At 73.6% G+C, this 19,577-nt stretch carries 18 protein-coding genes; 12 read left to right on the top strand and 6 right to left on the bottom strand.

Going from position 1 to position 19,577, the window contains the following annotated elements; genetic code table 11:
* Positions 1–95: 95 nt before the first annotated feature.
* On the bottom strand, positions 96–614 hold the full coding sequence (locus tag AB0C99_RS32300; protein ID WP_362482813.1) for a hypothetical protein: 519 nt from the start codon (positions 612–614) through the stop codon (positions 96–98).
* Positions 615–928: 314 nt separating this feature from the next.
* Here AB0C99_RS32300 and fmt point away from each other — a divergent pair, with 314 nt between their 5' ends.
* The 7 genes from fmt to AB0C99_RS32265 all read left to right on the top strand — a co-directional run bounded on the left by fmt (position 929) and on the right by AB0C99_RS32265 (position 7,943).
* Positions 929–1,861, top strand: coding sequence for a methionyl-tRNA formyltransferase (fmt, locus tag AB0C99_RS32295; RefSeq protein WP_362482810.1), 933 nt, complete (start codon positions 929–931; stop codon positions 1,859–1,861).
* Positions 1,862–1,973: 112 nt separating this feature from the next.
* Positions 1,974–3,395 (top strand): transcription antitermination factor NusB, encoded by a 1,422-nt coding sequence (locus AB0C99_RS32290; RefSeq protein ID WP_362482807.1) that lies wholly within the window; start codon positions 1,974–1,976, stop codon positions 3,393–3,395.
* Between the two features lie 107 nt (positions 3,396–3,502).
* Complete coding sequence (rpe, locus tag AB0C99_RS32285; protein WP_362482804.1) at positions 3,503–4,186, top strand: ribulose-phosphate 3-epimerase; 684 nt, start codon at positions 3,503–3,505, stop codon at positions 4,184–4,186.
* A 185-nt stretch (positions 4,187–4,371) separates the two neighbouring features.
* The gene (locus tag AB0C99_RS32280) at positions 4,372–5,421 is read left to right on the top strand and encodes a sugar-binding domain-containing protein (protein ID WP_362482801.1); all 1,050 of its coding nucleotides are present in this window, start codon (positions 4,372–4,374) and stop codon (positions 5,419–5,421) included.
* A gap of 130 nt (positions 5,422–5,551) precedes the next feature.
* A complete protein-coding gene (locus AB0C99_RS32275) occupies positions 5,552–6,067 on the top strand; it encodes a ribonuclease domain-containing protein (RefSeq protein WP_362482798.1) in 516 nt (171 codons plus the stop codon).
* On the top strand, positions 6,054–6,395 hold the full coding sequence (locus tag AB0C99_RS32270; protein WP_362482795.1) for a barstar family protein: 342 nt from the start codon (positions 6,054–6,056) through the stop codon (positions 6,393–6,395). Before AB0C99_RS32275 ends, AB0C99_RS32270 begins: the two co-directional genes overlap by 14 nt.
* Before the next feature lie 105 nt (positions 6,396–6,500).
* A complete protein-coding gene (locus AB0C99_RS32265; protein WP_362482792.1) occupies positions 6,501–7,943 on the top strand; it encodes a GuaB1 family IMP dehydrogenase-related protein in 1,443 nt (480 codons plus the stop codon).
* Positions 7,944–8,061: 118 nt separating this feature from the next.
* Here AB0C99_RS32265 and AB0C99_RS32260 read toward each other — a convergent pair whose 3' ends face one another.
* Complete coding sequence (locus AB0C99_RS32260; protein WP_362482790.1) at positions 8,062–9,066, bottom strand: GDSL-type esterase/lipase family protein; 1,005 nt, start codon at positions 9,064–9,066, stop codon at positions 8,062–8,064.
* Positions 9,067–9,400: 334 nt separating this feature from the next.
* Here AB0C99_RS32260 and AB0C99_RS32255 point away from each other — a divergent pair, with 334 nt between their 5' ends.
* Together AB0C99_RS32255 and AB0C99_RS32250 are read left to right on the top strand one after the other, a co-directional pair.
* Complete coding sequence (locus AB0C99_RS32255) at positions 9,401–10,864, top strand: amino acid permease (RefSeq protein ID WP_362482787.1); 1,464 nt, start codon at positions 9,401–9,403, stop codon at positions 10,862–10,864.
* Between the two features lie 10 nt (positions 10,865–10,874).
* Complete coding sequence (locus AB0C99_RS32250) at positions 10,875–11,330, top strand: Lrp/AsnC family transcriptional regulator (RefSeq protein ID WP_030691274.1); 456 nt, start codon at positions 10,875–10,877, stop codon at positions 11,328–11,330.
* Positions 11,331–11,343: 13 nt separating this feature from the next.
* On the opposite strand, the gene AB0C99_RS32245 is transcribed toward AB0C99_RS32250, so the two are convergent.
* Complete coding sequence (locus tag AB0C99_RS32245) at positions 11,344–11,889, bottom strand: Repetin (protein ID WP_362482785.1); 546 nt, start codon at positions 11,887–11,889, stop codon at positions 11,344–11,346.
* Between the two features lie 289 nt (positions 11,890–12,178).
* Between AB0C99_RS32245 and AB0C99_RS32240 the strand changes: the two genes are divergently transcribed.
* The gene (locus AB0C99_RS32240; protein WP_362482784.1) at positions 12,179–12,985 is read left to right on the top strand and encodes a carbon-nitrogen hydrolase family protein; all 807 of its coding nucleotides are present in this window, start codon (positions 12,179–12,181) and stop codon (positions 12,983–12,985) included.
* A 67-nt stretch (positions 12,986–13,052) separates the two neighbouring features.
* Positions 13,053–14,750: an NAD(P)/FAD-dependent oxidoreductase gene (locus AB0C99_RS32235; RefSeq protein WP_362482781.1), complete on the top strand. Its 1,698-nt coding sequence runs from the start codon at positions 13,053–13,055 to the stop codon at positions 14,748–14,750.
* A gap of 18 nt (positions 14,751–14,768) precedes the next feature.
* Here AB0C99_RS32235 and AB0C99_RS32230 read toward each other — a convergent pair whose 3' ends face one another.
* The 3 genes from AB0C99_RS32230 to AB0C99_RS32220 form a co-directional block, all read right to left on the bottom strand.
* The gene (locus AB0C99_RS32230; protein ID WP_362482779.1) at positions 14,769–15,470 is read right to left on the bottom strand and encodes a DUF5995 family protein; all 702 of its coding nucleotides are present in this window, start codon (positions 15,468–15,470) and stop codon (positions 14,769–14,771) included.
* Positions 15,471–15,543: 73 nt separating this feature from the next.
* The gene (locus AB0C99_RS32225) at positions 15,544–16,944 is read right to left on the bottom strand and encodes a solute carrier family 23 protein (RefSeq protein WP_362482776.1); all 1,401 of its coding nucleotides are present in this window, start codon (positions 16,942–16,944) and stop codon (positions 15,544–15,546) included.
* A 98-nt stretch (positions 16,945–17,042) separates the two neighbouring features.
* Positions 17,043–18,251, bottom strand: a complete 1,209-nt coding sequence (locus AB0C99_RS32220) for an MFS transporter (RefSeq protein ID WP_362482773.1) — start codon at positions 18,249–18,251, stop codon at positions 17,043–17,045.
* A 111-nt stretch (positions 18,252–18,362) separates the two neighbouring features.
* On the opposite strand from AB0C99_RS32220, the gene AB0C99_RS32215 reads away from it, so the two are divergent.
* Entirely contained in the window at positions 18,363–19,487 is a 1,125-nt protein-coding gene (locus AB0C99_RS32215) for an ROK family transcriptional regulator (protein WP_362482771.1), read from the top strand.
* Positions 19,488–19,577: the final 90 nt, after the last annotated feature.

Here is a 19,577-nt window from a genome sequence, read left to right as displayed (position 1 = left end):
TCCGCGTCCGGCGGGAAGGCCCGCCCACGCGAGGGGCCGCCCGTCGTGTCCGGGGACACGGCGGGCGGCCCGGGGGAGTGGGGTGGCTGGTGTGGTCAGCCGTTGCGGGGGGCGGGGAAGGCCGGCGGGCGCTGGTCCTCGCGGAGGGTCTGGCTGCCCGAGGTGGGCTGCGGCGGCATGCTGCGGGCCGGCGGGACCACCGGCAGCGTGCGGGTCGTGGTCGTCTCGGGCGTCCGCTCCTGCTCCAGTGCGGCGCCCGGCTGCGGGGCGCGGCGGGAGCCGTAGCGGCGGTGCACCGCCTGCTTGGTGACACCCAGGGCGGAGCCCACCGCGTCCCACGAGAACCCGAGGGAACGGTCGAAGTCCACCGCCGCCGTCACCAGGGTCTCGACGCTGTCCCGCAGCTCCTGGGCGAGCCGGACGGTCGGGGCGGGGGCGCGCCCGTAGACGACGAAGCCCGTGGACGGGGCGGAGCGGCGAGGGCGGTAGACATTGCCCAGCTGGGCCGTCAGCGTGCGCAGTGCGTCCACCTGCCGCCGGACCCGCTCGATGTCCCGCACCAGCAGGTGCAGACTCGCCCGGGCCTGGGCGTCGTGGGTTGCGTGGTCGGCCATGGATAAGCCTCTCGAACCGGCGTGTGAAGGGGCGGGCCGCTTGGGGAGGGGCGGCCCGATTCGGTCAATCTCTCTTGACCAACGCGCCACCCGGGGTCTGGTCACGCCCCGGGGGCGTACACGCATATGCGCAGGGCGCTCGTCCACGCGTACGCCCCCCGGGGGCGGCCCCGCCGGAGGCCGGGGAGCCGGGCCCGGCCGCCCGGCCTAGACTGGTGCGCCGCCCTCACCCGCGCGCCCGGCCCCGCCCGGGGCGGGGAGGTCCCCGATCACCCTGATCGCCCCGATCGCCCCGAGATGCGAGGTTTTCCCGCGTGAAGCTCGTCTTCGCTGGTACCCCCGAGGTCGCCGTGCCCGCCCTGGACGCCCTGCTCGCCTCCGGGCGGCACGAGGTGGCCGCCGTCGTCACCCGCCCCGACGCGCCCGCGGGCCGCGGCCGGCGGCTGGTCGCCAGCCCCGTCGCCGAGCGCGCCGAGGAGGCCGGGATCGAGATCCTGAAGCCCGCGCGCCCCCGCGACGAGGCGTTCCTGGCCCGGCTGCGCGAGATCGCGCCCGACTGCTGCCCCGTCGTCGCCTACGGCGCCCTGCTGCCCCGTACCGCCCTCGACATCCCCGCCCACGGCTGGGTCAACCTGCACTTCTCGCTGCTGCCCGCGTGGCGCGGCGCCGCGCCCGTGCAGCACGCCGTGATGGCCGGCGACCAGGTCACCGGCGCCTCGACCTTCCAGATCGAGGAGGGCCTGGACTCCGGCCCCGTCTACGGCGTCGTCACCGAGGAGGTCCGCCCCGCCGACACCAGCGGCGACCTGCTCACCCGGCTCGCCTTCGCGGGCGCCGGGCTGCTCGCCGCCACCATGGACGGCATCGAGGACGGCACCCTCAAGGCCGTGCCGCAGCCCGCCGACGGGATCACCCTCGCCCCGAAGATCCAGGTCGAGGACGCCCACGTCGACTTCGCCGCCCCCGCGCTGCGGGTCGACCGCGTCGTCCGCGGCTGCACCCCGGCGCCCGGCGCCTGGACCCTCTTCCGCGGCGAGCGCCTCAAGCTGATCCAGGCCGCCCTCGTCCCGGACCGCGCCGACCTCGCCCCCGGCGAGCTCTCCGTCGGCAAGAACAACGTCTACGCGGGCACCGGCTCGCACGCCGTCGAGCTGCTGTGGGTGCAGCCCCAGGGCAAGAAGCCGATGAAGGCCGCCGACTGGGCGCGCGGCGTCCGCATCGCCCCCGGGGAGCGGGTCGGGGCGTGAGCCCCCGCCGGCGGACGTAGGCTGGGAGGGCCGGGGCGGCCCTCCCGCCGCCCGTCGGCCCCGTTCCACCTCACCCCGTCGCACCACCGTTCACTTCTCACGCGGAGCACCTTTGAGCGAGCAGGCACGTCCCCGTACCCCCAAGCCCTACCGGCGCCCCAAGAAGGACCCGGTCAGGATCCTCGCCTTCGAGGCGCTGCGGGCCGTGGACGAGCGGGACGCGTACGCGAACCTGGTGCTGCCGCCGCTGCTCAAGAAGGCCCGCGAGAAGGAGGGGCCGGAGAAGTTCGACGGGCGGGACGCGGCCCTCGCGACCGAGCTCGTCTACGGGACGCTGCGCCGCCAGGGCACCTACGACGCGATCATCGCCTCCTGCATCGACCGCCCGCTGCGCGAGGTCGACCCGCCGGTGCTCGACGTGCTCGCGCTCGGCGCCCACCAGCTCCTCGGCACCCGCATCCCCAGCCACGCCGCCGTCTCCGCCAGCGTCGAGCTGGCCCGGGTGGTGCTGGGCGACGGACGCGCCAAGTTCGTCAACGCGGTGCTCCGCAAGATCGCGCAGGACGACTTCGACACCTGGGTCGCGCGGGTCGCCCCGCCGTACGAGGACGACGCCGAGGACCACCTGGCCGTCGTCCACTCGCACCCGCGCTGGGTGGTCTCCGCGCTGTGGGACTCCCTCGGCGGCGGGCGCGCCGGCATCGAGGCGCTCCTGGAGGCCGACAACGAGCGCCCGGCCGTGACCCTGGTCGCCCGGCCCGGCCGCGCCACCGTCGAGGAGCTGGCGGCCTCCGCCGAGACCGAGCCGGGCCGCTGGTCCCCGTACGCGCTGACGCTGGCCGAGGGCGGCGAGCCCGGGGCGCTCCCGGCCGTCGCCGAGGGCCGCGCCGGCGTCCAGGACGAGGGCAGCCAGCTCGTCGCCCTCGCCCTCGCCAACGCCCCCCTCGACGGCCCCGACACACGCTGGCTCGACGGCTGCGCGGGCCCCGGCGGCAAGGCCGCGCTGCTGGGCGCGCTGGCCGCCGAGCGCGGCGCCGCCCTGCTGGCCTCCGAGAAGCAGCCGCACCGGGCGCGCCTCGTCGAGCGCGCGCTGGCCGGCAACCCCGGCCCGTACCAGGTCATCGCCGCCGACGGCACCCGCCCGCCGTGGCGCGAGGGCGTCTTCGACCGGGTCCTGATGGACGTGCCCTGCTCCGGGCTCGGCGCGCTGCGCCGCCGCCCCGAGGCGCGCTGGCGCCGCCGCCCCTCCGACCTGGACGGCTTCGCCCCGCTCCAGCGCGGGCTGCTCGCCGAGGCGCTGCGGTCCGTGCGCGTCGGCGGCGTCGTCGGCTACGCGACCTGCTCCCCGCACCTGGCCGAGACCCGGGTCGTCGTCGACGACGTCCTCAAGAAGACCGGCGGCGCCGAGCTGATCGACGCCCGCCCGCTGCTGCCCGGCGTCCCGGACCTCGGCGAGGGGCCCGACATCCAGCTGTGGCCGCATCTGCACGGTACGGACGCCATGTACCTGGCGCTGATCCGGCGCACCGCCTGACACCCGGGCGGCGGAATCAGCTGGTCTGTACCAGTACGGGGCCACGGTCTCGGCACGCAAACCGATTCGCGGCAAAGAAGTCCTCAAGAACATGGCAGGCTTGGCACATGGCGCAGATCAATCCCAGCATCCTGTCCGCTGATTTCGCCCGGCTCGCCGAGGAGGCGAAGGCGGTCGACGGGGCCGACTGGCTGCACGTCGACGTGATGGACAACCACTTCGTGCCCAATCTGACCCTCGGCGTGCCGGTGGTCGAGTCGCTCGCCCGGGCCACGGACACCCCGCTCGACTGCCACCTCATGATCGAGGACCCGGACCGCTGGGCCCCGCAGTACGTGGAGGCGGGCGCCGGTTCGGTCACCTTCCACGTGGAGGCCGCGGCGGCGCCGGTGCGCCTCGCGCGGGAGATCCGGGCCAAGGGCGCGCGGGCCTCCATGGCGCTCAAGCCGGCCACGCCCATCGAGCCGTACGAGGACCTGCTGCCCGAGCTGGACATGCTGCTGATCATGACGGTCGAGCCCGGCTTCGGCGGCCAGTCCTTCCTCGACATCATGCTGCCGAAGATCCGCCGCACCCGTGAGCTGATCTCCAAGCACGGTCTGGAGCTGTGGCTCCAGGTCGACGGCGGCGTCGCCGAGTCCACGATCGAGCGGTGCGCCGAGGCCGGCGCGGACGTCTTCGTGGCCGGTTCCGCCGTTTACGGGGCCGCCGACCCGGCCGCCGCCGTCCGCTCCCTGCGGGCGAAGGCGGAGGCCGCGACGGCCTCGGCCGCGTGGGCGTGTGGCCACTGAGCCGCCAACTGCCCTCCGGGACATGAACGCGGCCCGTCGGGCCGCCGACGGAACCGAACGGGACCCACCGGATCTGACAGGATGAACGGTGAGTCCAGAGTGTGAACAGCGCCGGGCGCTCCAGTCCCGGTGACCAGAGCGTGACGCGGGCCGGACAGGGGTCCGCGGCACCGGAGCAGCCGTACGTGAACAGCAGTGAGGAGATCGCGGTGGCGGGTATGTCGGCGGGACGGTCAGCCCTGCGGATGGGACCCGCGGAGCTCGTGCAGGCGGCGGCCATGGCCCGCCGTTTCTACCTCGAGGGCAAGTCCAAGATCCAGATCGCCGAGGAGTTCGGCGTGAGCCGCTTCAAGGTGGCCCGGGTCCTGGAGACCGCCCTGGAGCGCGACCTCGTGCGCATCGAGATCCGCGTACCGGCGGAGCTGGACGCCGAGCGCTCCGACGCGCTCCGCGCCCGCTACGGGCTCCGCCACGCCGTCGTCGTCGAGTCCCCGGCGGAGGGCGAGGACGAGTCGCCCGACCCGGAGAACCTCGGCGAGGTCGCGGCGGACCTGCTCGGCGAGCTGGTCACCGAGGGCGACGTGCTGGGCCTGGCCTGGGGCCGGTCCACCATCCACATGGCGGCGGCCCTCGACCGGCTGCCGCCCTGCACGGTCGTCCAGCTCACCGGCGTCTACGACGCGGGCACGGCCGAGCGCGGCTCGGTCGAGGCGGTCCGGCGGGCCGCCCAGGTCTCCGGCGGCGAGGCGCACCCGATCTACGCGCCGATGCTGCTGCCCGACCCGGCCACCGCGGCGGCGCTGCGCAGCCAGACCGGCATCGCGCGCGCCTTCGAGTACTTCGACAAGGTGACCGTCGCCTGCGTCTCCATCGGCTCCTGGGAGCCGGGCATCTCCACCGTCCACGACATGCTCTCGGACGAGGAGCGCGCCCACTACGCCTCGCTCGGCGTCGCCGCCGAGATGTCCGCGCACCTCTTCGACGCGGAGGGCCGCCGGGTCGGCCGCGACCTGGGCGAGCGCTGCATCACCGTCGAGGCGGACCGGCTGCGCCGGATCCCCGAGGTCGTCGCCATCGCGGGCGGCCAGCGCAAGGCGGCGGCGATCGGCGCGGTGCTCCGCTCGGGCCTCGTCACCAGCCTGGTGACCGACCGCTCGGCCGCCGACTACCTGCTCACCGAGTCCAGCCCGGGTCCCCGCCCGGCCCTGGACCGCAAGGACCCCGACAGCGCCTGAGCCGGGCGCCGGGACCCCGGTCCCGTACCGTCCCGGACGGCGCCTCCGGGCCCCGCCGCTCCGACACGCCCCGCCGTTCACCCGGCGGGGCGTTCGTGTCGGCGGGCGCCACCGGTGGCAGCATCGGGGCATGATCACACGATGTGCCCGGCTCGGGCTCGCCCTGCTGGCCGGGCTCGCGCTGCTGCTGACCGGCTGCGCGGGCGGCGGCACCGGCGGCGGCCAGAGCAGGGCCGAGAGCACCGCCACCGCCGCCCCCTCCCGCACCACGGACGCCGCCCCGCCGGCCGGCTCCCGGAGCCCCGGGAGCGCCCCCGGCACCCGGAGCCCCGGCGCCGCCGCCACCCGCTTCTCCACGCTCCCCACCGTCCGGGAGGGCGCGCTGCCCGCCGAGGCGCGGCGGACCCTCACCCTGATCCGGGACGGCGGGCCCTTCCCGTACGCCAAGGACGGCACCGTCTTCTCGAACTTCGAGAAGGTGCTGCCCCGGCGGAAGCGCGGCTACTACCACGAGTACACGGTCAAGACCCCCGGCTCCCGCGACCGCGGGGCGCGGCGGATCGTGACCGGGACGGAGGGCGACGTGTACTACACCGACGACCACTACGAGAGCTTCCGGGAGGTGGTCCCGGATGAGGCTCGATGAGCACGGCGACCCCGTCGTCCTCGACCTGTACGGCGTCGCCGACAAGGCCGCCTTCATGGACCGCTGCGCCACGACGCTCGCCCTGCCCGACTGGTTCGGGCGCAACTGGGACGCCCTCGCCGACTGCCTCACCGACCTGCCCGAGCCCGTCGTGCTCGTCGTCACCGGCTGGCAGGAGTACGCGGCGACCCACCCCCGGGAGTGGCGGCTGGCCCAGGACGTCTTCGCCACGGCCGTCGAGGAGCGCCCCGCGCGCCTCGCCGTCCTCCTCTCGCTCGGCGAGGTCTTCGGAGGAAACGACGAAAGACACCCCGCGAGCCTCGGATGATTCGCCCGGGACTGGTATTCGTACAGACGTGGGACAATGAACTACGTGCTTTTTCCCCTGGCTGAAATGCCTAGGGGCCGATCCGAACGACTGGGATGTCAGCACGTGCGTTTCCTCAATGACGTCAAGCCGCCGTACGACCTCACGTACGACGATGTGTTCATGGTGCCGAGCCGCTCGGCCGTGGGTTCCCGCCAGGCCGTGGACCTCTCCTCGCCCGACGGGACCGGTACGACGATCCCGCTCGTCGTCGCCAACATGACCGCCATCGCCGGCCGCCGCATGGCCGAGACCGTCGCCCGGCGCGGCGGCCTGGTCGTCATCCCCCAGGACATCCCGATCGAGGTCGTCACCGACGTCATCGGCTGGGTCAAGAGCCGCCACCACGTCCTGGACACCCCCATCGTCCTGGAGCCCCACCAGACCGTCGCCGACGCGCTGTCGCTGCTGCCCAAGCGGGCCCACGACGCCGGTGTCGTCGTCGACGGGGACCGGCGCCCGATCGGCGTCGTCACCGACGCGGACCTGTCCGGCGTGGACCGCTTCACCCAGCTGTCCGAGGTCATGTCGAAGGACCTGCTCCTCCTCGACGCCGACATCGAGCCGCGCGAGGCGTTCAACACCCTCGACGCCGCCAACCGCCGCTACGCCCCGGCCGTCGACAAGGACGGGCGCCTGGCCGGCATCCTCACCCGCAAGGGCGCGCTCCGCGCGACCCTGTACAGCCCGGCCGTCGACGCCAAGGGCGGGCTGCGCATCGCCGCCGCCGTCGGCATCAACGGCGACGTGGCGGGCAAGGCCAAGCAGCTCCTCGACGCGGGTGTGGACACGCTCGTCATCGACACCGCGCACGGCCACCAGGAGTCGATGATCGCCGCGATCAGGACCGTCCGGGCGCTCGACCCGCAGGTCCCGATCGTGGCCGGCAACATCGTCGCCGCCGAGGGTGTCAAGGACCTCATCGAGGCCGGCGCGGACATCATCAAGGTCGGCGTGGGCCCCGGCGCCATGTGCACCACCCGGATGATGACCGGCGTGGGCCGCCCGCAGTTCTCCGCCGTCCTGGAGTGCGCCGCCGAGGCGAAGAAGTACGGCAAGCACGTCTGGGCCGACGGTGGCGTGCGGCACCCGCGCGACGTCGCCATGGCGCTCGCCGCCGGTGCGTCCAACGTCATGATCGGTTCCTGGTTCGCCGGGACGTACGAGTCCCCGGGCGACCTCCAGTACGACGCCAAGGGGCGCGCGTACAAGGAGTCCTTCGGCATGGCCTCGGCCCGCGCCGTCAAGAACCGCACGAGCGACGAGTCCTCCTACGACCGCGCCCGCAAGGCGCTGTTCGAGGAGGGCATCTCCACCTCGCGCATGTTCCTCGACCCGCAGCGTCCGGGTGTCGAGGACCTGATCGACTCGATCATCGCCGGTGTCCGCTCCTCCTGCACCTACGCCGGTGCCAGCTCGCTCGCCGAGTTCGAGGAGAAGGCGACCGTCGGCATCCAGTCCGCCGCCGGTTACGCGGAGGGCAAGCCGCTGCACGCCAGCTGGAGCTGACCCGCGCACGCGGTTTCAGAACGGTCCACGGGCCCCTGGGAGCTTCCTCCCGGGGGTCCGTGGCGTTCCCGGGGACACCCGGTCACCCGGACACCAGGGCACCCGGACGGCCCGGGGCTCAGGAGGGGCCCGGGGGCACGAAGCCGGCTGTCCTCAGCGCGCCCGCCACCGCCGCCGCGATCCGCCGGTGGCCCCGGTCGTTGGGGTGGAGCCCGTCGGCGAGGTCCTGGGGGCCCAGCAGCGGCCGGCCGGGCAGCAGGGCCAGGCGGGTGTCCCCGGCCGCCACGAGGCCCCGTACGGCCTCCTCCATGGCCTCCCGCAGCTGCCCGAGGGTCGCGCCCAGGGCGTTGCCGGTGAGCTCGGCCGCCGGGCGCAGCACGGGGGAGAGCAGCAGCAGCGGGGTGTCCGGGTGGCCGCGCCGGACCAAGGTCACGAAGGCGCGGGTCGTCTCGTACAGCAGCGGGGCCGAACAGGGCACCGTGGACCAGCAGTTGGTGCCGAAGGCGAGGGTGATCAGCTCGCCGGGGAGCCGCGCCAGGTGCTCGGCGAGCGGGAGTTCGCCGCGCGCGCCGCCCGCGTAGCCGAGGTTGACCGCGTCCAGGCCGAGCGCCCGGCCGGCCGTCGCGGGCCAGGAGTGTGCGGGGCGGGTCGACCACCAGCCCTCGGTGATGGAGTCGCCGTGCACCAGCCAGCGCGGGCGCCGGGGCGCCGGGGCGAGCGCGCCGCCGACCGGCCGCAGGCCGCGTACCACCGGGGCCTGGCCCTCCGGCGGATGGACCGTGAACTCGCCGCCTGAGCGCGGGAGTTCCAGGCGCACGGTGCCCTCGGTCGCCGGTTCGGGGAACGCCTCGGCGAGGCAGCGCGGGCCCCGCCAGAGCGCGAAGCCGTGCCGCAGCGAGCGCAGCGCGTCCCCGGGCCCGGGCACGGCCGCCCGGTAGCGCAGCTCGACCGCCCGGGTGCCCGGCGCCGCCGTGAACTCGACCCGCACCCCGATCGGCAGCGCGGCCCGCTCGGCGATGTCCCAGGGCAGCCGCTCCAGGTCGGCGGGGTCGGCGCGCACCGGCCGGTCGCCGTCCAGCCAGGCCGTGCCGCGAAGGAAGGGGGCGGGCTCCAGCCAGCTCACGGGGACCTCCGATCAGGCGCGTGCAGCGTGGGTCATCCGGGGCGAGGAGTCAAGGCGCGCGCGGGGGATGGCCGGATGCCCCCGATGTGTCGATTCATGCGGGGGAGCGCAATGTTTCCCCGTTCGGGCCGCGAGCGCGCAATGATCATCCGCCATTGCGCAACAACGCTGCATTACGGGTGCGAAGGTCGAGCCCTTAGGCTCATGCCCCGTACCAGGAGTGGCGGCGACCGCCTGCTCGGCGGTTCCCCCTTCCCCCGTGGGCAGTTCAGTCCTGCCCGCGTACCGCCGCGGTCCCCGCCCCATCGTCAGGCAGCGATAAGGAGCCCCCGCAGTGCTGGACCACGGCGCAGCCCCACCGGTCGAGGACACGACCGCCCGCAAGACCTCCGCACTGGGGGCCCTGATCCGGCGCAAGCCGGTGGAAGCGCTGGTCGCGGAGGGTGGCCACGGTGAGGGCGGCACGCTCCGCCGCACGCTCGGCATGTGGCAGCTGACGATGATCAGCATCGGTGCGACGCTCGGCACCGGCATCTTCGTCGTGCTCGGCTCGGCGGTCCCCAAGGCCGGTCCCGCCGTCACGCTCTCGTTCGTGATCGCCGGTCTCACGGCGCTCTTCTCGGCCCTCTCGTACGCCGAGCTGGCCGGCTCCATACCGGTCGCGGGCTCCTCGTACTCGTACGCGTACGCAACGATGGGCGAACTCGTCGCCTGGGTCTGCGGCTGGTGCCTGGTCCTGGAGTACGGCGTCTCGGTGGCCGCGGTGGCGGTCGGCTGGGGCGAGTACCTCAACGAGCTGCTCGACGGCACGATCGGCGTCACCCTCCCCGAGGTGCTCTCCTCCGCCCCCGGCGAGGGCGGCGTGATCAACCTGCCCGGCCTCATCGTCGTCCTGCTGGCGATGGTCATGCTGCTCGGCGGCGCCCGGGAGTCCGCCCTGGTCAACACGATCATGGTCGTGGTGAAGATCGCGGCGCTCGTGCTCTTCTGCGCCATCGGCTTCATGGGCTTCAAGTCCGGCAACTACAAGGACTTCATGCCGCTCGGCATGGCCGGTGTCGGCGCGGCCAGCGCCAGCCTGTTCTTCTCCTACATCGGCTTCGACGCCGCCTCCACGGCGGGCGAGGAGGCCAAGGACCCCAAGCGCGACCTGCCGCGGGCGATCATGCTCTCGCTGCTCATCGTGACCGTCCTCTACGTCCTCGTCGCCGCGGTCGCCGTCGGCGCCTGGCACTGGAAGGACTTCGCGGGCTCCGAGGCCACCCTCGCGGCGATCATGAACGACGTCACGGGCCAGACCTTCTGGGGCACGATGCTCGCCGCCGGCGCCGTCATCTCCATCGCCAGCGTCGTCCTGACCGTGCTCTACGGCCAGACCCGCGTCCTCTTCGCGATGTCCCGCGACGGCCTCGTCCCCAAGGTCTTCGGCAGGGTCAGCGAGAAGACCGGCACCCCGCGCGTCAACACGGTGATCGTCTCGCTGTTCTGCGCCGCGCTCGCCTCGGTCATCCCGCTGGGCAAGCTGGTCGACGCCACCAGCATCGGCACCCTCTTCGCCTTCGGCCTGGTCAACATCGCCGTCATCGTCCTGCGCTACACCCGCCCGGACATGCCGCGCACGTTCAAGGTGGCGTTCGGCCCGGTTTTCCCGGTCCTCGGCTTCGGCTTCTGCGCGTACAACATGTTCAGCCTCGACGCCGTCACCTGGGTGGTCTTCGGTTGCTGGATGGCCGCGGGTCTCGTGTTCTACTTCCTGTACGGCATGCGCCGCTCCCGACTGGCATCAGCAGAGAAGTGATCCACCCGTAGTGCGACTCAACGACCTCGACGAACGCATCGTCCACGCCCTCGCGGAAGACGCCCGCCGCAGCTACGCCGACATCGGCTCGCTCGTCGGACTCTCCGCTCCCGCGGTCAAGCGCAGGGTGGACCGGCTCCGGGCCGAGGGCGCCATCACCGGCTTCACCGTACGGGTGGACCCGGCGGCGCTCGGCTGGGAGACCGAGGGGTTCGTCGAGATCTACTGCCGCCACAACACCTCGCCGGAGGACATCCGGCGAGGTCTGGAGCGGTACCCCGAGGTGGTGTCCGCGTCGACCGTCACCGGTGACGCGGACGCCGTCGTCCAGGTCTTCGCCTCGGACATGCGCCACTTCGAGCGCGTCCTGGAGCGCATCGCGGGCGAGCCCTTCGTGGAGCGCACCAAGTCCGTCCTGGTGCTCTCGCCGCTGCTGCGGCGCTTCTCCTCCGGCTCGCCCGCCTAGCTCTCCGTACGGGCTACTCCGCCGGGTAGTCGTACACCCACGGCAGCACGTCGAAGTCGCCGGTGCCCGCCTTCACCCGCTCGAACGGGGCGGCGGCCGTGCACGGCGGGACCTCGTCCTTCGTGGGGTCGGACGCGGCCCAGCTGTAGCCCAGCCGGTCGCGCCGGCCGTCGTCGTGGACCGAGACCCCGACCCGCCGGTGCAGCAGCCCGGGCACGTCGGTCGCCGTGACGACGCCGGTGACCGTGGCCACCTTGCCGCCCGTGACCAGGCAGTCCACCGCCACCTCGGCCCGGCCGCCCTTGCCGTTCTTGTAGTGGCTGTAGCGGAAGGTGCCGGTCGCTGCCAGCGGATCGTTGCGGTCCTTCAGCGCCAGGTGCGCGTCGAAGGCGAAGGTGATGTCGTCCGAGGCCACCCGGTACAGCTTGGCCGTCCCCGTCAGCGCCGCCGCCTCCCGGCGCGGGCCCTTCCCGTCGCCCGAGGCGGTGGCGGAGCCCGCCGCCCCGGCGGTGATCAGGAGCGCGGCGGCGACGGCGGCGAGCTTCGTGCGGCGGGTCATGTCGTTTCGGTCCTTTCGGCAGGTCAACCGGACGCCCACCACTCTTCCGCGCCGCCCGCGCCACGGCGTCGGGCCCGGGAACGGTCCCCGTCTCCGCCGCGCGGCGGGGACGCCGTACGCCCCGGGTCGGGGCCGTGCGCAACGAATCGCCGTCGTGGCCGAGGATCGCGCAACGGTTCGACGGTCGGTCCGCAACGGTCTCGCCTTGTCCCGGCGGAGTCCGGAACCGTACCGTTTTTGACGTCTTCCCTTTGAATTACTCCCTCCCCTTCTGCCCCGAGGACGGCCCATGCCCGCGCTGCGCACCGCCCTGCTCCAGAGCTCCGGAGAGCTCGGTGACGTGGCCGCCAACCTCAAGCGCCTCGACGAGGCCGCCGCCCGCGCCGCGGCCGCCGGCGCCGGGGTGCTGCTGGCGCCCGAGCTCTTCCTCACCGGGTACGCCATCGGCGACTCCATCGCCCGCCTTGCCGAGCCCTCGGACGGCCCCTCCGCGCGCGCCGTCGCCGCGATCGCCGCCCGCCACGGCCTGGCCGTCGGCTACGGCTACCCGGAGCGCGACACCGAGCGGCACGGGGTCCTCTACAACTCCGCCCAGCTCTTCGGCGCCGACGGCGAGGTGCTCGCGCACTACCGGAAGACCCACCTCTTCGGCGACTTCGAGCTGAAGTGGTTCACCCCCGGCGACCGGGCCGTCGTCCAGGCCGAGCTCGGTGGGCTCACCGTCGGCCTCATGATCTGCTACGACGTCGAGTTCCCCGAGAACGTCCGGGCGCAGGCGCTGGCCGGCACCGACCTCCTCCTCGTGCCGACCGCGCTGATGCACCCCGCCGAGGTCGTGCCGCTGTCGGTGGTGCCCGTCCGCGCCTTCGAGAACCAGCTCTACATCGCGTACGCCAACCGCACCGGCCCCGAGGGCGACTTCGAGTTCGTCGGCCTGTCCACGCTCGCCGCCCCCGACGGCACCGCCCGGGCCCGCGCCGGGCACGGCGAGGACCTGGTCCTCGGCGACGTCGACCCGGCGGCCCTCGCGGCCTCCCGCGCGCTCAACCCCTACCTCCGGGACCGGCGGCCCGGGCTCTACGGCTCCCTCGTCTGAGCCGGCCCCGCCCAGCCCCCCCGCCCCGCCTGCCACACCCGCTTTCCGTGCAAGGAGTCCGTACCCCATGACGTCCACCGTGCCCAACGCCGTCGAGCACGCCGACGAGCAGCAGCCGCCGATCACCATGTTCGGCCCGGACTTCCCGTACGCCTACGACGACTTCCTGGCCCACCCGGCCGGTCTCGGGCAGGTCCCCGCGACGGAGCACGGCACCGAGGTCGCGGTCATCGGCGGCGGCCTGTCCGGCATCATCGCCGCGTACGAGCTGATGAAGATGGGCCTCAAGCCCGTCGTCTACGAGGCCGACCAGATCGGCGGCCGGCTGCGCACCGTCGGCTTCGAGGGCCCGGAGACCGAGGGCCTGACGGCCGAGATGGGCGCGATGCGCTTCCCGCCCTCCTCCACCGCGCTCCAGCACTACATCGACCTGGTCGGCCTGGAGACCACGCCGTTCCCGAACCCGCTGGCCGAGGCCACCCCCTCGACCGTCGTGGACCTCAAGGGCGAGACCCACTACGCCGAGACCATCGCCGACCTCCCGCAGATCTACCGGGACGTCGCCGAGGCGTGGAACGCCTGCCTCGACGAGGGCGCCGACTTCTCCGACATGAACCGGGCGATGCGCGAGCGCGACGTCCCGCGCATCCGCGAGATCTGGGCCCGGCTGGTCGAGAAGCTGGACGACGAGACCTTCTACGGCTTCCTCTGCAAGTCCGAGGCGTTCCGGTCCTTCCGCAAGCGCGAGATCTTCGGCCAGGTCGGCTTCGGCACCGGCGGCTGGGACACCGACTTCCCGAACTCCATCCTGGAGATCCTCCGGGTCGTCTACACCGAGGCGGACGACCACCACCGCGGCATCGTCGGCGGCTCCCAGCAGCTGCCGCTGCGCCTGTGGGAGCGCGAGCCGCAGAAGATCGTCCACTGGGCCCAGGGCACCTCGCTGAGCTCCCTGCACGAGGGCGCCCCGCGCCCGGCCGTGACCCGGCTGACCCGCGCGGCCGGCAACCGGATCACCGTCACCGACGCGTCCGGCGACATCCGCACGTACCAGGCGGCGATCTTCACCGCCCAGTCCTGGATGCTGCTGTCCAAGATCGCCTGCGACGACTCGCTCTTCCCGATCGACCACTGGACGGCGATGGAGCGGACCCACTACATGGAGTCCTCGAAGCTCTTCGTGCCGGTGGACCGGCCGTTCTGGCTGGACAAGGACGAGGTGACCGGCCGCGACGTCATGTCGATGACGCTGACCGACCGGATGACCCGCGGCACCTACCTGCTGGACGACGGCCCGGACAAGCCGGCCACCATCTGCCTCTCGTACACGTGGTGCGACGACAGCCTGAAGTGGCTGCCGCTGTCCGCGAACGAGCGGATGGAGGTCATGCTGAAGTCGCTCGGCGAGATCTACCCGAACGTCGACATCCGCAAGCACATCATCGGCAACCCGGTCACCGTCTCCTGGGAGAACGAGCCCTACTTCATGGGCGCGTTCAAGGCCAACCTGCCGGGCCACTACCGCTACCAGCGGCGCCTGTTCACCCACTTCATGCAGGACCGGCTGCCCGAGGACAAGCGCGGCATCTTCCTGGCCGGCGACGACATCTCGTGGACGGCCGGCTGGGCCGAGGGCGCGGTGCAGACGGCGCTCAACGCGGTCTGGGGCGTGATGCACCACTTCGGCGGCGCCACCGACACGACCAACCCCGGTCCGGGTGACGTGTACGACGAGATCGCCCCGGTCGAGCTGCCGGAGGACTGATCCGGGTCAGGGTCCAGGTCAGGGCCGGGCCAGCGGGGTGAGCAGCATCCGCCCCACCAGGCCCACCGACCGGTCGAGGCGTTCGGTGAACTCCTCGGCCAGGTCGGGCAGCCGCCGCAGCTGCCACAGTGAGCGGGCGGCGAGCCAGGCCCCGTCGCGGGCCCGGTCCAGGCTCCAGCAGCCGAGCAGATGCGTCAGCGGGTCCGCGACCTCCAGGAGGTCCGGGCCCGGCATCAGTTCCTCCCGGATCCGCTCCTCCAGCAGGACGAGGACGTCGCCGACCCGGTCGAACTCGTCCTCCAGCTCCTTCGGCGCGCACCCCAGCGTCCGGCAGGTGTCCACCACGGCGAGCGCCAGGTCGTGCCCGATGTGCGCGTTGATCCCGGCGAGGGCGAACTGCAGGGGCCGTACGCCGGGATGCCGGCGGTAGTGGAAGAGCGGGCGCCAGCAGGCCGGGGCCGGGGCGCCGGCGGCGACCGCGTCGACGACCGCGAGGTAGCGCTGGGCGAAGCGCACGTCGAGGGTGGCGGCGGCCCGCCGGTCGGCGAAGGCGCCGGCTTCGAGGGCGTGCCCGATCTCCTCGGTGACGGTCAGGTAGACCCGGTTGAACACCGCGACCCCGTCGGCCGGGTGCCAGGCCGAACGGAAGGCCCGCATCCGGTCCACCACGGGGTCGACGGCGGTGAAGGGCCCGACGGGGAGGTGCTGCGTCTGCGCCATGGACGCAGCGTGGCAGTCCGGCGGCCGGACGGAGGCGTTCCGCCGCCCGGCTTCCCCAGATCGGGCGAATGGGCTACGGCTTCGGGCCCGCGCCGTCGCCCGACGTGCCCTCGTACGAGCTGGTGCCCGAGTCGAGCAGCGGCTCCTGCTGCTTGAGGTGGGCCGGGGCGAAGGCGCGCAGCACGTGGTAGCCGGTGATGACCACGATGGTGCCGAGCGCGATGCCGCCGAGCTCGAAGGTGTCGGTGAAGGTGAGCTTCACGCCGCCGACGCCGATGATGATGCCGGCCGCGGCGGGCACCAGGTTGAGCGGGTTGCGCAGGTCGACCTTGGCGTTGATCCAGATCTGGGCGCCGAGCAGGCCGATCATGCCGTACAGGATCACGGTGATGCCGCCGAGCACGCCGCCGGGGATGGCGGCGACGATCGCACCGAACTTGGGGCAGAGGCCGAAGAGCAGCGCGAAGCCGGCCGCGGCCCAGTAGGCGGCGGTGGAGTAGACGCGGGTGGCGGCCATGACGCCGATGTTCTCGGAGTACGTGGTGTTCGGCGGGCCGCCCACGGCGGTGGAGAGCATCGAGGCGGCGCCGTCGGCGGCGATCGCGGTGCCGAGCTTGTCGTCCAGGTTGTCGCCGGTCATCTCGCCGACGGCCTTGACGTGGCCCGCGTTCTCCGCGATCAGCGCGATGACGACGGGGAGCGCCACCAGGATCGCGGACCACTCGAAGCTGGGGCCGTGGAAGCTGGGCAGGCCGATCCAGTCGGCCTGGGAGACGCCGGAGAGGTCGAGCCGCCAGTGGTCGGTGACCTGGCCGCCCGGGGACATCGAGTGGATCTTGCCGAAGACCAGGTCGAAGACCCAGGAGACGGCGTAGCCGAAGACCAGGCCGAGGAAGATCGCGATCCGCGACCAGAAGCCGCGCAGGCAGACCACGGCGAGCCCGGTGAAGAGCATCACCAGGAGCGCCGTCCACTGGTCCTGTGGCCAGTAGGTGGAGGCGGTGACCGGGGCCAGGTTGAAGCCGATCAGCATGACCACGGCGCCGGTGACCACCGGCGGCATCGCCGCGTGGATGATCCGCGCGCCGAACTTCCGCACCGCGAGACCGGCCAGGAACAGCACGCCGCCGACCACGAAGACGGCGCCGGTCACGGTGGCGCTGGAGCCGCCGGAGGCCCGGATCGCGGCGGCGACACCCACGAAGGAGAGCGAGCAGCCCAGGTACGAGGGGACCGTGCCCCGGGTCGCGAGCAGGAAGATCACGGTCGCGACGCCGGACATCATGATGGCGAGGTTCGGGTCCAGGCCCATGAGCACCGGCGCCACGAACGAGGCGCCGAACATCGCGACCACGTGCTGGGCGCCGAGCCCGGCGGTACGGGGCCAGGAGAGGCGCTCGTCCGGCCGGACGACGGCTCCCGGAGCGGGTGTCCTCCCGTCGCCGTGCAGTTTCCAGCGCACGCCGAGGCTCATGTGGTCGCTCCAGTTCTCCGGGTTCGGACGGCCTGCTCCGGGCGGTGAGGGCCGGGCCATGGCCGAAAAAGATCAGCCACATGGTAATGCGCCCGAGGTCAGTGGACCCCTTCCCGGACGCCCGCGCCGGTCCGGTCCGCCCCGGCGGCCGTGTCGCGCGAGCCGCCGCGCAGCACGCTCGCGCCGAGCACCAGCCCGAAGGAGAGCAGCGTGACCAGGCCGAACGAGACCACGAGGGAGGTCGCGTTGGCGATGCCGCCGATGGCCGAGGGGGCGATGAGACCGGAGGTGTACGTGATGGTCGCCACGCCCGCGATCGCCTGGCTGGGGTTGGGGCCGCTGCGCCCGGCGGCGGCGAAGGCCAGCGGGACGACGACCGCGACGCCGAGCCCGATCAGTCCGAATCCGGCCAGGGCCAGGGCCACGTGCGGGGCGAAGACCACGAGCAGCCCGCCGAGGGTGGCGGCGACGCCGCCGACCCGTACGGTGCGCTGGGCGCCGAAGCGGTCCACGATCCGGTCGCCGGCCAGCCGCGCGACGGCCATGGTGAGCGCGAAGGCGGTGGTCGAGGCGGCGGCGAGGCCCGCCGAGGTGCCGAGCTCGTCCTTGAGGTAGACCGCCGACCAGTCCAGGCTCGCGCCCTCGGCGAAGACCGCGCAGAAGCCGATCGCGCCGATCACCAGGGCCGACTTGGGAGGCAGCGAGAAGCGCGGCGGCGGCTGCTCGTCGGGGGTGCTGCGCAGGTCCAGGACGCCCTGACAGAAGGCCAGGCCGAGCACGGTCAGCAGCAGCGAGGCGACCAGGTGGTGCAGCCGGGCGTCGACGTCGAGGTGGGCGGCGAGGGTGCCGGTGGCGGAGCCGATCAGGGCGCCCACGCTCCACATGCCGTGCAGGCTGGACATGATCGAGCGGCCGAGCCGGTTCTCGGTCTCGACGCCCAGCGCGTTCATCGCCACGTCGGACATGCCGGCCGTGGCGCCGTAGACGAAGAGCACCCCGCACAGCCCGTAGACGTTCGGCGCGAGCGAGGGCAGGAGCAGCGCGAGGGTCCACAGCGCGAGCAGGCCGCGCAGCGCGGTGCGGGCGCCGAAGCGGTGGCTGACCGCTCCGGCCAGCGGCATCGCGAGCGAGGCGCCGATGGCCGGGAAGGCGAGCGCGAGGCCGAGCTGGCCCGCGCTCACCTCCGCGTGTTCCTGGATCCACGGGATCCGGGTCGCGAAGCTGCCGGTGACCGCGCCGTGCACGCAGAAGACGGCGGCGACGGCGAACCGGGCGCGCCGGAGGCGGCGGGTGCCGAGTGCGTCCATGCCTGTTTCCCTCCCCGGGAGTGACTGTGCCGCGTAAACTATCAGGAACCCTGCCTGATAAATAGTGGACGGGCGCCCGCCGGACCACGGGGCATCTGAGAGGATCACCGTATGGCCGCATCCCCGAGCACCGCCCGGGCCATCAACGACCGGCTCGCCCTGCGCCTGCTCCAGGACGAGGGCCCGTTGACGGCGACCCAGCTCAAGACCCTCACCGGACTCAGCCGCCCCACCGTCGCCGACCTCGTCGAACGGCTCAGCGGCTCCGGACTCGTCCGGATCGTCGGCGAGGCGGGCGCCGAACGCCGCGGCCCCAACGCCAAGTTGTACGGGCTCGTCGCCGACCGCGCGCACCTCGCCGCGCTCGACGTGCGCACCCGCTCCGTCGCGGTCGTCGTCACCGACCTGCTCGGCGCCCCGCTGGCCGAGGCGGCCGTGCCCGTCGGCGACGACGTCGGCACCGGCCCCGCCGTGGAGAAGGCCGTCACGCTCCTGGAGCGCACCGCCAAGGAGGCGGGTGTCGACCGGCTGCACACCGTCGCCGTCGGCGCGCCCGGCCTGATCGACCCGGCCACCGGCGAACTGCGCGACTCCGGCAAGCTGCCCGCCTGGCACCGGCGGCTCATCGGCGTCCTCCAGGAGCGGCTGCCGGCCCGGATCCTGGTCGAGAACGAGACCAACCTCGCCGCCGTCGCCGAGCTGCGCGAGGGCGCGGCCGCCGACCGCGACGACTTCGTGCTGCTCTGGCTGGGCCAGGGCATCGGCGCGGCGGTGGTCCTCGACGGGCGGCTGCGGCGCGGGGCCTCCGGCGGCGCGGGCGAGCTCGGCTTCCTGCCGGTGCCCGGCACCTCGGGGCTGCCCTCGGCCTTCGGCTGCGACGGCGGCTTCCACGAGCTCGCCTGCGTGGCCGCCGTACGGGCGCTCGCCGTCGCGCACGGCCTCGACCCGGCGACGGCCCTCGGCTCGGGCCACGGCCCCTTCCTCGACGCCCTCGCGCACCGCCTCGCGGTCGGCGCGGCGGCCGTCGCCGCCGTCCTGGACCCGGGCTGCGTGGTGCTGGCCGGCGAGACCGGCCACCAGGGCGGCCCGGAGCTCGCCGCCCGCGTCGAGGCCGCGCTCGCCCGGCTCTCGCCGCTGCGCACCGAGGTCCGCGCCACCGCCCTCGGCGACACGGCCGTGCTGCGCGGCGCCCTGCTGCGGGCGCGCGACGCGGCGCAGGAGGAGCTCTTCCCGTAGGCGCCCCGCGAACGCGTCCGCGCCGCGCCCCGGACAGGGGGACGCGGCGCGGTGGGAGGCCCGGCGGCGGCCAAGGGCCGTGAGACCGCC

Source organism: Streptomyces sp. NPDC048659, assembly GCF_040650575.1.
Lineage (GTDB): Bacteria > Actinomycetota > Actinomycetes > Streptomycetales > Streptomycetaceae > Streptomyces.
The sequence above is the reverse complement of the archived record's forward strand: the minus strand, read 5'-3'. Positions and strand labels throughout refer to the sequence as shown.